The 13727-nt window shown below is 35.3% G+C and carries 12 protein-coding genes and 1 riboswitch; of the genes, 11 read left to right on the top strand and 1 reads right to left on the bottom strand.

The genetic code is table 11. The features are described from left to right. The first annotated feature begins 22 nt into the window (after positions 1-22). Genes argC through argB form a run of 3 tightly spaced genes read left to right on the top strand, consistent with a single transcriptional unit; the run spans position 23 to position 3076 of the window. Positions 23-1054: an N-acetyl-gamma-glutamyl-phosphate reductase gene (argC, locus tag JVU85_RS05890; protein WP_021459657.1), complete on the top strand. Its 1032-nt coding sequence runs from the start codon at positions 23-25 to the stop codon at positions 1052-1054. Positions 1055-1068: 14 nt separating this feature from the next. Continuing rightward, on the top strand, positions 1069-2307 hold the full coding sequence (gene argJ / locus JVU85_RS05885; RefSeq protein WP_151508337.1) for a bifunctional glutamate N-acetyltransferase/amino-acid acetyltransferase ArgJ: 1239 nt from the start codon (positions 1069-1071) through the stop codon (positions 2305-2307). A gap of 10 nt (positions 2308-2317) precedes the next feature. Then, positions 2318-3076, top strand: a complete 759-nt coding sequence (argB, locus tag JVU85_RS05880) for an acetylglutamate kinase (protein ID WP_031266779.1) — start codon at positions 2318-2320, stop codon at positions 3074-3076. A 236-nt stretch (positions 3077-3312) separates the two neighbouring features. Here the strand turns inward: argB and JVU85_RS05875 are convergent, their stop codons facing one another. Further along, a complete protein-coding gene (locus JVU85_RS05875) occupies positions 3313-4542 on the bottom strand; it encodes an ArgE/DapE family deacylase (protein ID WP_103388214.1) in 1230 nt (409 codons plus the stop codon). Between the two features lie 375 nt (positions 4543-4917). Between JVU85_RS05875 and xylB the strand changes: the two genes are divergently transcribed. The 8 genes from xylB to argF all read left to right on the top strand — a co-directional run bounded on the left by xylB (position 4918) and on the right by argF (position 13589). Then, positions 4918-6429 carry a xylulokinase gene (gene xylB, locus JVU85_RS05870; RefSeq protein WP_103388213.1) on the top strand — a complete coding sequence of 504 codons (1512 nt, stop codon included), beginning with the start codon at positions 4918-4920 and terminating at the stop codon, positions 6427-6429. A 103-nt stretch (positions 6430-6532) separates the two neighbouring features. Next, positions 6533-6642: riboswitch (TPP riboswitch) on the top strand. Positions 6643-6714: 72 nt separating this feature from the next. Beyond that, complete coding sequence (locus tag JVU85_RS05865; protein ID WP_204171527.1) at positions 6715-7299, top strand: thiamine phosphate synthase; 585 nt, start codon at positions 6715-6717, stop codon at positions 7297-7299. Further along, complete coding sequence (gene thiO, locus JVU85_RS05860; protein WP_002508863.1) at positions 7292-8407, top strand: glycine oxidase ThiO; 1116 nt, start codon at positions 7292-7294, stop codon at positions 8405-8407. The genes JVU85_RS05865 and thiO overlap by 8 nt, the downstream gene beginning before the upstream one ends. Then, positions 8391-8591 (top strand): sulfur carrier protein ThiS, encoded by a 201-nt coding sequence (thiS, locus tag JVU85_RS05855; protein WP_002508862.1) that lies wholly within the window; start codon positions 8391-8393, stop codon positions 8589-8591. The genes thiO and thiS overlap by 17 nt, the downstream gene beginning before the upstream one ends. 2 nt (positions 8592-8593) lie before the next feature. Next, complete coding sequence (locus tag JVU85_RS05850) at positions 8594-9361, top strand: thiazole synthase (protein WP_002508861.1); 768 nt, start codon at positions 8594-8596, stop codon at positions 9359-9361. Then, positions 9361-10359: a ThiF family adenylyltransferase gene (locus tag JVU85_RS05845; RefSeq protein ID WP_031266776.1), complete on the top strand. Its 999-nt coding sequence runs from the start codon at positions 9361-9363 to the stop codon at positions 10357-10359. The genes JVU85_RS05850 and JVU85_RS05845 overlap by 1 nt, the downstream gene beginning before the upstream one ends. A 577-nt stretch (positions 10360-10936) precedes the next feature. Next, positions 10937-12196, top strand: a complete 1260-nt coding sequence (locus JVU85_RS05840) for an MFS transporter (RefSeq protein ID WP_037579531.1) — start codon at positions 10937-10939, stop codon at positions 12194-12196. 391 nt (positions 12197-12587) lie between these two features. After that, entirely contained in the window at positions 12588-13589 is a 1002-nt protein-coding gene (gene argF, locus JVU85_RS05835; RefSeq protein WP_204171526.1) for an ornithine carbamoyltransferase, read from the top strand. Positions 13590-13727: the final 138 nt, after the last annotated feature.

The following is a 13727-nucleotide window of genomic DNA, read 5'->3' as shown; positions in this document are numbered from 1 at the left end:
TATTCTGAAAGGACTGAACTAAATGATTGAAGTTGGTATAGTAGGCGGAAGTGGATACGGTGCGGTAGAACTTATTAGATTGCTCGCACATCATCCTAGTGTAAAAATTAAATATATTTTTTCACATTCTAAAGCAGGAGAACTCGTATCTGGAACTTTTCCTCACTTAAACCATTTACCCTATCGTTTTGAGTCTTTAGAAAATAATAATATTACATGTGATGTTGTGTTTTTTGCTACGCCATCAAATATAAGTAAACATTTAGCACCGAAATTTTTAGCACAAAACATTAAAGTCATTGATTTATCAGGTGATTTTAGATTAAAAGATAGAGCGGTGTATGAACAATTTTATGGAGAAACAGCAGCACCGCAATCAGCTTTGGATTCAGCTCAATACAGTATTGCAGAATGGTCGACTATTGACGCTTCTAATACACAATTGATTGCCAATCCTGGTTGTTTCCCTACAGCTACTTTATTAGCATTACACCCATTAGTAGATAGCCAAATAATTCATAATAATTCTATTATTATAGATGCTAAAACAGGTGTTTCCGGTGCTGGAAGGTCACTTGCCCAACATGTGCACTATTCAGAGATGAATGAAAATTTCAGTGCTTATGCTATAGGTAAACATAAACATAAGCCAGAAATTGAACAATATTTAACACAGCTTGCCGATGAAAAAATAGCGGTAACGTTTACCCCACATTTAGTACCGATGACACGCGGTATTTTATCAACGATTTATGTTCAATTAAAAGAACATACAACCACTGAATCCTTGCATGCACAATTTCAGCGTTATTACGCAGATGCGCCCTTTGTACGAATTAGAGACATAGGAGAATTTCCGAAAACGAAAGAGGTAGCAGGTAGTAATTTTTGTGATATTGGTGTGTACGTAAATGAAGAGAATAACCAAGCTATTATTGTGTCAGTCATTGATAATTTAGTAAAAGGTGCTAGTGGTCAAGCAATTCAAAATTTAAACAAACTTTTTGGCCTTGATTCAGCTACAGGATTGAATCAATTGCCAGTATATCCATAGATGGGAGAGATGGGATGGAAGACTATAGTAATGTACAAGTAAAAAGTAAATTAAATGTAGATTTTGAAGGTGATGTCAGCTCACCTCTAGGATTTATTGCTGGTGGCATGCACACAGGATTAAGAAAACATAACAATGATTTTGGATGGATTTTTTCTACTACAGAAGCACAAGCTGCTGGTGTTTATACTTTAAATCGATTTAAAGCTGCCCCTTTAATCGTGACACAAGAAAGCATAGCTCAAAATCAAACATTACAAGCCATCGTAGTTAATTCTGCTAATGCCAATGCCTGTACAGGTGAACAAGGGCTGAAAGATGCTAAAGATACGCAACAATGGGTGGCAGAACAATTGAAAATTTTACCGACCAATGTTGGAGTTGCTTCCACAGGCGTGATAGGTGAATTTTTACCTATGGATAAAATTTATCATGGAACACAGAATGTATTAAAAGAACAATATAATAATAGTGAGTATTTTAATGAAGCTATTTTAACTACAGATAAATGTACTAAAAATTTAGCTGTTCAAGTAGAAATTGATGGCACAACCGTTACTATTGGCGGAACAGCCAAAGGCTCAGGTATGATTCATCCTAACATGGCCACTATGTTAGGTTTTGTAACTACTGATGCTAATATTGATGGTGAAACATTAAGCCAAAGTTTAAAAATGACGATTGATGATTCTTTTAATATGATTACCGTTGATGGCGATACAAGTACAAATGATATGGTGCTTTGTATGGCTAATGGCCAAGCGAATCACGCTCCATTAACTACTGAACACCCAGATTGGCAAGAATTCCAAGAAGCAATGCATTATGTTTGCCAATATCTTGCAAAAGAAATTGCTAAAGATGGTGAAGGTGCAACGAAGTTAGTTACAGCCAAAGTAACTGGAGCCGTTGACGATATCGATGCACGTAAAATAGCTAAAAGTATCGTGTCATCTAATTTAGTAAAAACAGCAATACATGGTGAAGATGCCAACTTTGGACGTATTGTTGCAGCTATGGGTTATGCTTCTGATCAATTTGAACCAGATGACACTTATGTTTCATTGTGTGATACAGACGTTGTTCATCAAGGAATGTCAGTAGCCTTTGATGAAGTTACGATGAAAGCAAAGCTTGAGCAAGATGATATTGTCATTGAAGCTAAAGTAGGAGATGGTCATGGTAACGCTGTTGCTTACGGTTGTGATTTGACTTATGATTATGTGCGCATAAATGCGTCATATAGAACGTGAGGATGATGAAATGAGTTATATTGTAATTAAAATAGGCGGTAGTACATTAACGAATTTAGATGATTCAATTATCCAAGATATTTATAGGTTAAAACAACAAGGTTATCAGCCAATAATAGTACACGGTGGAGGACCTTTTATTAATACAGCTTTAGCTCATAATGATGTAGCACCTGAATTTAAAGATGGGTTACGCGTAACTTCTGAACAAGTATTAAGCATAACGAGTCAGACACTAATTGGGAAAGTGAATCCTGAATTAGTAAGTAAATTTAATGTACAAGGACAAGGTGCACTTGGACTTAATGGTATAGATGCCCAATTGTTTGATATTGAACCTTTACATCAACAATATGGCTTTGTTGGTGAACCGATCAATATTAATACTGCTGCATTGAATGTGCTAGCATCAGAATTTATTCCAGTTATTGCTTCAATAGGATTGAAACAAGGTACAAAACAACAGTACAACATTAATGCAGATACTTTAGCATATAAAATAGCCGAAGTTTTAGAAGCGCCAATTTATATTTTAAGCGACATTCCAGGGGTGCTTATTGACGAAAAAGTACAGGCGTCACTCAATGCTAAAGATATTCAAAAATATATTGAACAAAAAGAAATCTATGGTGGGATGATTCCAAAGGTTCAAGATGCTGTATTAGCAATTCAACACGGCTGTCAAAAAGTAGTTATTGCAGCAGGTTCGGAAACACACATTGTGGAAAAAGTGCACAAAGGTGATACCGTTGGAACCACTATACATTGATGTATTATTAATAGATAAAAGAGGTTGGGACAAATCAATATTGTCCCAACCTTTTTTATATTATGAAGTTTTAGAGTTATTATGGGCGACTCCAGTGGGAAAGCACTCGCCGAAGACTACAGAATAAGGCAGTGCCCGTGGAAAGCGCGCACAAAAAAACTGCCAACAAACCTGAAAACTTTGTCGACAGTCTGAAACAATCACTACGATTTAGTGAGAGTTTGTTTTGATATTATTTATTGTTGATTATAAGTTGTTAATAATTCGATATAAAAATCAATAAATGTTAAATATTTTTCTTTACTTACACATTCATCTAATTGATGTGGATTTTCACCAGGACCGAAAACTAACAATGGGAATGATTCATCTTTACTTCTTAATAAATTAGAAGCATCTGTAACAGCTACAGTTGGTTCAGCTTGTAAATCTGTAGCAAATATACGATCTCCGATATTTTTAGCTGTATCAATCAAACTATTTTTACCAGTAGTTAATACTGGGTCTAAATCGAGGTATAAATCACTGACCAAGTTAGCGCCTGATTCATTATGTTTTGCTAAAGTATTGTTGAATAATTGTTTAACTTGATTATTGTCATATTCTGGTATAGTTCGAATGTTAAACTCAGCTTCAGCAGATTCTGGGATAGAGTTTACTTGTACGCCACCTTTAATCAATGTATTACTTACAACAAGTCCACTTAATACTTCTTCTACTTGAGCTGCTTGTATGGCTTGTGGTAACTGTTGACTAAATTTAGAAATCATATTAGAAAAATCAAATGCTGTGCCTTTAACTTCTTTAGCTATTTGTGTTGATGTAGTATCGATATCTTGAATAAATTCAATTAATGGTTTAATAGCATTTTTACCTAAGATAGGTAAGGAACTATGTGCAGACACACCATGTGATGTAATACGATAATCCATAGAGCCTTTATGTGCATAAACTAACATGTTTTGACATGGTTCAGCGATGATTAAAGCTTCTACATCATCCATATAACCTTGTTCATATAAACTTTGAGAACCGAGTTGTTCCATTTCTTCACCCGAAGTCGCTAGAAATCTAATTTTCCCGTAGTTTAAAGTATTGCTATTGTTGATTTCTATTAGGGCAATGGCAAGTGCAGCTAAACCTGATTTCATATCTGCAGCACCACGACCATAAAGGAAACCATCATTTTCCGTCAATTGGAATGGTTCATAGCTCCATTGACTACGATCACCTTCGGAAACTACATCCATATGACCTGAAATACCAATAACAGGTCCTGTTTCACCGATTTCAGCAATTAAATTGGCACGACGTTCATCCACTTTTTCAATCGTTGATGTAATGCCGTGTTGTTGAAATAATTTTTGGAAGTATTCACATACTTCAATTTCATTATCATTAACTGTATTCATAGCTACAATATCAGATAATATTTGTACTTTTTCATCAGTTGAAAATGTACTCATGATATATCACTCCTTTGACAAACTATATAAATTATACAGCTATAACAATTGTTTGATAAGCAAAAAGACTTAATGAAAGATTTATTAATATAATTATACAAAATGAAAACGGATTAAAAGTTTTTACAACAGTTTATTATGAACCTCGATAAATGATGATTTGAAAATTTTAGTTGTAAGGGTGAAGTCCTTGTTAGCACTGATAGTCTAAATTGAATTAGACTCCGGGAGGTCTTAAATTCATTTTTAGCGCAACTATAATAGTAAAAAAGAAGTAACAAGTAGTGAAATTTAAGCAGTTGCCAAATAGTGGAGATTACTGTATTAATTTAGGTGACGACAATGTCAATTTACAAAAGAAAGGTTAGAGGTTACATGGAAAAAGTAGTACTCGGTGTAGATATCGGTACGAGTGCAGTTAAAACAATTGTGGTTAACCAACAAGGACAAGTGTTAGCCAGTGCCAATAAGCCAATTACAACGCTACACCCACAAGCAGGATTTAGTGAACAACACCCAGATGAATGGGTGCAAGCCACTAAAGATACATTGCAGACCATTAGTGAGATGGAAAGTATGAGAGTAGTACAAGTAGAAGGAATGTCGTTTTCAGGACAAATGCATGGTTTAGTCCTTGTCGATCAATATGGTGAAGCAATTAGACCAGCCATTTTATGGAATGATACACGAACGACTGAGCAGTGTGAAATTATCAAAAAACGCTTAGGACAATATGTGCTAGGTAATCCTGTGCTAGAAGGCTTTACTTTAACTAAAATGATGTGGGTAAAACAATATGAACCTAGCAATTGGGAACGAACTTATAAGTTTTTATTACCTAAAGACTATGTTCGTTTTAAATTAACTGGAGTATTGTCTATGGAAGTGTCTGATGCTTCAAGCACTTTATTATTAGACCCGAAAACGCAACAATGGTCATATGATACTGGAGCCTTGTTTGGCATAGATGCTCAGATCTTTCCGGATCTAACTTCAGCAGAATCATATGTAGGTAATGTAAAGCCGGATGTAGCAAAGTCTCTCGGTTTGAATACTAATATTCAAGTATTTGCAGGGGGTGGTGATAACGCCTGTGCTGCATTAGGTTCAGGTGTAGTTAAGCCTCATGATACGTTATGTAGTATTGGAACCTCTGGTGTAATTTTGACTTGTGAAGCGAATGCTGCAAGCTATGGTCAAAATATGCACTTATTTCAACATGCTTTACCGCATGTATCCTACATTATGGGGGTAACTTTAGCTGCAGGAGATAGTTTGGCATGGTTCCAAAAAACACTAGCACCAGAGCTTAGCTTTGATGATATTTTGTTACTAGCTCAACAATCATCTATAGGTGCTAACGGTTTATTATTTACACCATATCTTTCAGGCGAACGTACACCTCATGGTGATGCGTATATTAGGGGGAGTTGGATTGGACTTAGTAGTTTGCATACACGTAGTGACATGGCACGTGCAGTGATTGAGGGGATTAGCTATTCCTTGTATGAGTCAATATTATATTTACGAGAAAATGGCAAGTCTTTAACACATATTACTGCTACTGGAGGTGGAGCTAAAAGTGATTTTTGGTTGCAGTTACAAGCAGATATTTTTAATGCGTCTATGCGCAAATTAAGTCATGAAGAAGGTCCGAGTATGGGAGCAGCTATTATTGCAGCAACAGGTGTTAACTGGTTTGATAGTATGGAAGCATGTAGTCGTGTTTTTGTAACTTATGACAAAGAATTTCATCCTGATAGTGTCAATCATCAGCAGTATAAGCGATATTTTGATATTTATCGTCAAGTTTATACACAAAGCCAACCACTAACGGAACAATTACTAATGATAAGTGAAGCACGAGACAATGAAATAACGCATTAGGAGCAATAAGCAACGATAAATGGATTTGCATTTTATTAATGATTAGGTTAAATTAACAATAACAATGCATTGTTGAAATAGTAAGATTAAAATTATATAGATTAGAGACCACTGGAAGTGCCTTTGAAAAGGCTGAGACTAAAGTAGTGAACTTTGGGATTCCTGGAACCTGATCCAGTTGATACTGGCGTAGGAAAGTGGCGTTGATAACATGACTAACTTTTGTGATATAGACGTTATTTTTCTACCCAGAAAAATAACGTTTTTTTATTGAGGTGTCTTTTTTTGTTAGTTGCTATTACACAGTATAAACATTTAACACATGCTGATATCGTACATTATCAACGAGTGATGCCATATATAGACTATTTGATAGTGCGTACGCCTATGACATCTACTAAGTTAATTGCATGGATACAATTAGCTATAACGTATGGAATTTCTCGCTCTAAAATAGCTATACATAGCGATATTTATGTATTAGAACAATGTGGATTAAGCGCGATTCATTTCTCAGAACGAGCAAGAGAAATACAGACGATTAAGAAAAAGTTTCCTAATGTAGTGGTAAGTATGTCGACACACAATGTCGATAGTGCACAATTTGCCTTGCAACATCATGTTGATTATATATTGTTTGGCCATATATTTCCTACAAGCTCTAAACCAGGTCAAATCCCTAGAAAGAACAAAGAGATTCAAGCAGTTTTAGCATTACCGATACCAGTAGTAGCGCTCGGAGGTATTAATGAAAATACGGCTCAACAATTATCAACTGAGTTCTATGGTATAAGTGGTATTAACTTATTTCTCGAAGCTTCACAGTTAACATTAAAAACTTTGAGTGAGGTGTGGCGTAATCATGTATGATGTACTAATTATTGGCTCAGGTGTAATGGGGATGTCCATTGCACGTGCTTTGAATAGCGAAGCTTATCGTATAGCAGTTATAGATCGTGATATACCGGGAAAACATGCCTCTTATAAAGCAGGTGGTATGCTCGGTGCACAAAATGAATTTAATAGTGATAGTGCTTTATATCGTTTAGCGTTAAAGTCTCAGCAATATTTTGAACCATTAGCACATAGTATAGCTGAAGAGGTTGGTATCGATATTGAATATAGACAAAGTGGATTGTTGAAAATAGCGGCTGAAGCACAACATAGTCATCAAGTGCTAGAGCAATATGAATTTTTACAGCAACATAATCCGCAAGTGCGATTACTGACAAATAAAGACATACAACAATATAGAAACTATGATATTTCTTTTCCAACAAATACAGCATTTCATATTCCAGATGATCATCAAATCAATGCTAATCGTTATACAAAAGCATTATTAGCTTCATTACACAAACGTCATATAGAACGTATATTTTCTACAGAAGTCACCGACATCCAAGCAGGCCATGAAGGTTATAGTGTTTGTACTAATAAAGGTAAATTTGCAGCTCAAAAAGTAATCGTAGCTGGTGGAGCATGGAGTCATTATTTGTTGAATGGTCAGCTGAAAGCCCATGAACCTACTGGTGTCAAAGGTGAAGTGATGTTATTCGAATCACGGGATATACAATTAGCTACTACATTATTTTTTACTGATGGCTGTTATATAGTACCTAAAATGAAACAGCGTTATTTAATTGGTGCGACTAGTTATTTTAATGATTATTCCGTAAATGTTACTGCCGGAGGAATGCAGTGCTTGTTACACCAAGCACTAACATACGTGCCAGCATTGGGGAATGCTACTATTATAAAGCATTGGTCTGGTGTCAGACCGTATACCAATCAAGAAAAGCCGGTCATGGATGAGATACAACAGGGCTTATTTGTCATTACTGGACATTATCGCAATGGTATTTTGTTGTCTCCGGTAGTAGGTGAACTCATTGCGTTGTGGTTGAAAAGTGGTGTGAAACCTGAAATTTTAAATGATTTTAAATTAGGAGGTTGTACGAGTGGAAGTTATTATTAATGGCGATACATTTCATTTTGAACAAGAATTATCCATTGTTGCAATACTCAAGGAATTAGAAATAGATGAGAATAGAGTTGTCGTTGAACACAATCAACAATTAATACAACAAGCACAGTTTCACAATCAGATGGTGAAATCATCAGACCGATTAGAACTATTAGAATTCGTAGGAGGCGGTTAAATATGTTAGAAATAGGTCCATTTAAATTGAAGTCACGCTTATTATTAGGTACTGGGAAATTTGATAATGAACAAATACAGTCAGCAGCGATTACAGCTTCTGAAACTGAAGTATTAACGTTTGCAGTAAGAAGAATGAATTTATATGATAAGGAATTACCTAATCCATTAGCTAACGTAAATTTATCAAAATATATTACATTTCCTAACACTGCTGGTGCACATACTGCAGCCGAAGCAGTACGTATTGCTGAAATTGCCCAGCATGCAGGTGTTTGTGATATGATTAAAGTAGAAGTGATAGGGGATGATGACACATTATTACCGGATCCACTTGAAACATATGAAGCTTGTAAAATTTTATTGGATAAAGGTTATATTGTATGTCCTTATATCTCTAATGATGTAGTGTTAGCCAAACGATTAGTTGAGTTAGGGGTTCATGCAGTTATGCCTCTTGCTTCACCTATTGGTACGGGGAGAGGTATTAATAATCCTTTAAATTTACGTTATATTATTGAAAAAGTAACAGTGCCAGTAATTGTTGATGCTGGTATTGGTTCGGCAAAAGATGCATGCCATGCTATGGAACTTGGTGCAGATGCTATTTTGCTTAATACAGCTATTTCAAGTGCTACAGATCCGGTGAAAATGGCTGAAGCGATGCGTTATGGGATAGCAGCTGGTCGTTTAAGTTATGAAGCGGGACGTATTCCAATACGTTATACAGCGCAAGCTTCTAGTCCTACAGAAGGTATTGGCTTTTTATGATTCAACGTTATGAAAGACAACTGCGCTTTCCACAATTTGGTGAAACAGGGCAACGACAATTAATGGCGCTGCATGTGATGATAGTTGGTGTGGGTGCCTTAGGTAGTCATGTTGCGGAAATGTTGGCACGTATGGGGATTGGCAAGTTAACTATTATTGATATGGATATTGTAGAGTTGTCTAATTTACACCGTCAAACTTTGTATAATGAACAAGATGCTGAACAAGTGTTGCCAAAGGTTGTGGCACTTGAACGCCACTTACAGCGTATCAATAGCTCAGTTACTGTTGAGTCCTATGACTGTGAACTGACTACTACGAATATAGAAGGGATATTACAAGATACTAATCCACATGTTGTAATTGATGGTATGGACCACTTTCGTATTAGGTATCTGATTAATGAGGCATGTCATAAGCATCAAATACCATGGATTTATGGTGCCGCCGTAGGAAGTAAAGGGACGGTTTATGGTATTGATTTTCAAGGCCCGTGCTTAAAATGTTTATTAAATACTATCCCTGACACAGCAGAAAGTTGTGCCGTTAATGGTGTTTTACCAACTGTAGTGACACAGGTGGCGAGTTTGGAAGTGAGTGAATTAGTGCGCTATGCTGCTGGTGTTGGGTTTTCTGGTAAATTACTGACGGTAGATACATTTAAACTTAATCATCAAGGTATTAATGTTACAACATTGAGAGACCACAATTGTCCTGTTTGTAAAAACCAACAATATGAACTATTGAATAAACCAATGCAACAGCGTATTGAAGCGTTGTGTGGTAATACTTACTTGTTTAGGTTTGAAGCATCTGCTTTTAAAAATGCTCAGTATTTACCAGGTCAGTTTATTAAAGCAAATCCATTTGCCAAAATTTTCTCTTATGACCACGTGCAATGTACTTTATTTCAAGATGGTAGAATGAATGTCTATGGGTTGTCTGATGATAATGAGGCACAACAATTGTACAGTCAATTTGAAAAATCAATAAAGTAATTAATTTGATGGAAGTACTATCTGTATAAATATAGTGTTCTCAGACTGCCGACAAAGTTTTTAACTTTGTTGGCAGTATTTTTGTGCGTACTTTCTTCCAGAGTCGGGCACAAAGACCGACTATATAAATTAACAACAATGGTTTTTATGTTGTGATGATACTGGGAGGATATTGATTGTCTTAGTCTCTTTTTCATATGGGCAGTAGCTGACTGCATTGAAAATGCGCTTCAAACCGAGCTTTTTTTTAACGCTAGTCATCCTTGCCGGGGTGGGACGACAAAATCATTTTTTCAAAATCAGATTTCTGTCCCACTCTCTTTATAATGTCTAAATGGTATAGTTTTATGCTAAGTGAATAGTAAAACAAAGAGAAAGTGAAAATAAACGAAAATAAATGAAAATAAATTTGCATTATAAGAAAAAATGCAATAGAATTACACTAACAAATGAAAACGTTTTCTTTTAGGTTGTTTAATTTATAGTGAGAGTAACGAATGACGTTACTGGTGTGGAATTGCATAGTGCGTTCCAACACTACGTAAATGAATAATATACAATAAAGGGATGTGTTAGTATGAATAACAAATTGGCGAAGGTGGGAATGCCACCGACACTATTATGGGGGTATATCGGTGTATTAATTTTTATGATGGGTGATGGATTAGAGCTTGCATGGATTAGTCCATATTTAGTAGATCAAGGATTATCAGTTCATCAAACCGCGATATTAACGACATCATATGGTGTTACAATTGCTATTGGTTCTTGGCTATCTGGAGTGTTAGTAGAAAGTTTTGGTCCACGGAAAGTAATGCTGTTAGGAACAGGACTTTATATTATTGGTCATGCGATATTTGTAGGGTTTGCAATACCTGCATTAAATTATGAACTTATGATACCATCTTATGCAATTAGAGGGTTTGGTTATCCATTATTTGCATATTCATTTTTAGTTTGGGTAGCATATCGTTCACCACAAAAACGCTTAGGTGCTGCTGTAGGTTGGTTTTGGTTTGTATTTACAGGTGGGTTAAGTGTACTAGGTGCATACTATTCATCATTTGCAATTAACGTATTTGGTCACTTTGCTACATTATGGACAGCGATTATTTGGGTTTTAATTGGTACATTCTTAGCTGTTTTCGTGAATAAAGATGAATTTAATTTAGAAGAAAGAGAAGGCGGAGCAAAAGCACATATATCAGAAATGCTTGCAGGAATTACTATTCTAATAAGAGAACCGCGAGTTGCAGTAGCATGTATCGTGCGTATTATTAATCAAGCTGCACAGTATGCATTTCCACTATTTTTACCTATATATTTATCGACTAAAGGTATTGAAACGACGACATGGTTAAATATTTGGGGAACTATATTTGTCGCAAATATTATTTTTAATCTTATTTTTGGGGCATTAAGTGATAAGATTGGTTGGAAAAATACCATTTCCTATATCGGAGGAATTGGTTGTGCCATTTTCACATTAGGTTTATATTTTATACCGGAAATGTTCACAGGTAATGTCTTTATAGTTGGACTAGTTGGATTTTTATGGGGAATGTGTTTAGCCGGCTTTGTACCTATTTCAGCACTTGTACCATCTTTAGTTGGAGATGGTGATAAAGGACCTGCGATGGCTATTTTAAACTTAGGCGCAGGACTATGTGTATTTGTTGGACCTGGTTTAGTAGCATTATTTTACGATGCTATAGGTGTACAAGGTATGATGTATTTATTATTTGGATTATATGCTGCAAGTGCTATTATGACTCGCTTCCTCAAAACACCAGAAGAAAGATCCGGAGGCAAACAACTAAAAGAAGAAATATCTTAATGACAAGTTTGAGACATAGTAAATAAAACAATAACAGTGACGTGATTCCACAATAACTATTTAGGAATCACGTCACTTTTTTATGTGTACTATTTTTTAGCAAGATAATTGAAATGTAATGAATTAGAAAAAGTCTGATTAAAGATGTATATAAAAACGTGTAAATTAACTCTATTATGGTTGATGTCGTTATTTATAAAAGCTTTTATTACAGTATTTTGATGTTATTTACAATATTTTAAACTAGTAATGGATTAATTGTTATATTAAATATATGCAAATTTCAGTATATTTATACTTGATTTTTCACGCTATCCCGTTTAGTATTAAATATAATCTTAGGATATTGGAGAGTGATCTAGTTGGGGCGTACACAACAGAATTAAACAAATTGCAAAGTTTTAAAGGACAAAGTTTTTTAAAAACGTCAGATTTTACTGCGGATGAATTGTTAACTTTGATTGACTTTACAGGTGAATTGAAAGAAAAGAAAAACAGAGGTATCCCACACCCTTATTTAAAAGGAAAAAATTTGGCGTTATTATTTGAAAAACCTTCGACGCGAACACGTGCTGCTTTTAGTGTTGCTGCATGTGATTTAGGAGCAACTGCTGAATATTTTGGTCAAGGTGATATTCATTTAGGTGTTAAAGAATCTACTGAAGACACTGCTAAAGTATTAGGTAGAATGTATGATGGCATTGAATTTAGAGGTTATTATCAACAAGATGTTGAAACATTGGCTAACCATGCAGGAGTACCAGTGTGGAACGGTCTTACAAACGAATGGCATCCAACGCAAATGATAGCGGATTTCTTTACATTAAAAGAAACGTGGGGCACATTCGAAGACAAAACTTTAACTTACATTGGCGATGCACAGAATAATGTAGCTCAAGATTTATTAGTGACAGGTGCAATTTTAGGAATAAATGTTCACATTGCAGCACCTAAAACGTTGCAACCAGATATTAAAATACAAGAATTAGCGCAGTACCATGCTAATAAGTCAGGTAGCAAAATATTAATTACTGAGGATGTGCAACAAGCTGTTTTTCAAACGGATGCGATTTATACAGATGTGTGGTTTTCTATGGGCGATGACCAATCTGTATATCAGTCACGTATAGAACAATTATTGCCATATCAAGTAAACGAAAAAATGCTAACAACTACAATGAATCCAGATGTTATCGTATTGCATTGTTTACCTGCCTTTCACGATCTAAAAACAGAAGTAGGTCAAAAAATATATGAGCAATTTGGCATTTCCGAAATGGAAATTACTGACCAAGTATTTAGAGGCGATCATTCAGTTGTTTTTGACCAAGCCGAAAACAGGTTGCATTCTATTAAGTCAATTTTGTCTGTGACTTTAGGTGACATTTTTTAAGTAGTAACTCAATCTAATATTCAGTTAAATGTATAAAATATAGCGAAAGAGGCTGGGACAACATTGATTCGTCCTAGTCTCTTTTCATATTGGCAGTAGCTGACTGCATTGAAAATTCGCTTCAAACCGAGCTTTTTT

It is taken from the genome of Staphylococcus sp. GDY8P72P (assembly GCF_016890655.1).
In the GTDB taxonomy this organism is placed as follows: Bacteria; Bacillota; Bacilli; order Staphylococcales; family Staphylococcaceae; genus Staphylococcus; species Staphylococcus arlettae.
Note: the sequence above shows the minus strand (reverse complement) of the source record. Positions and strands in the feature narration are given on the sequence as shown.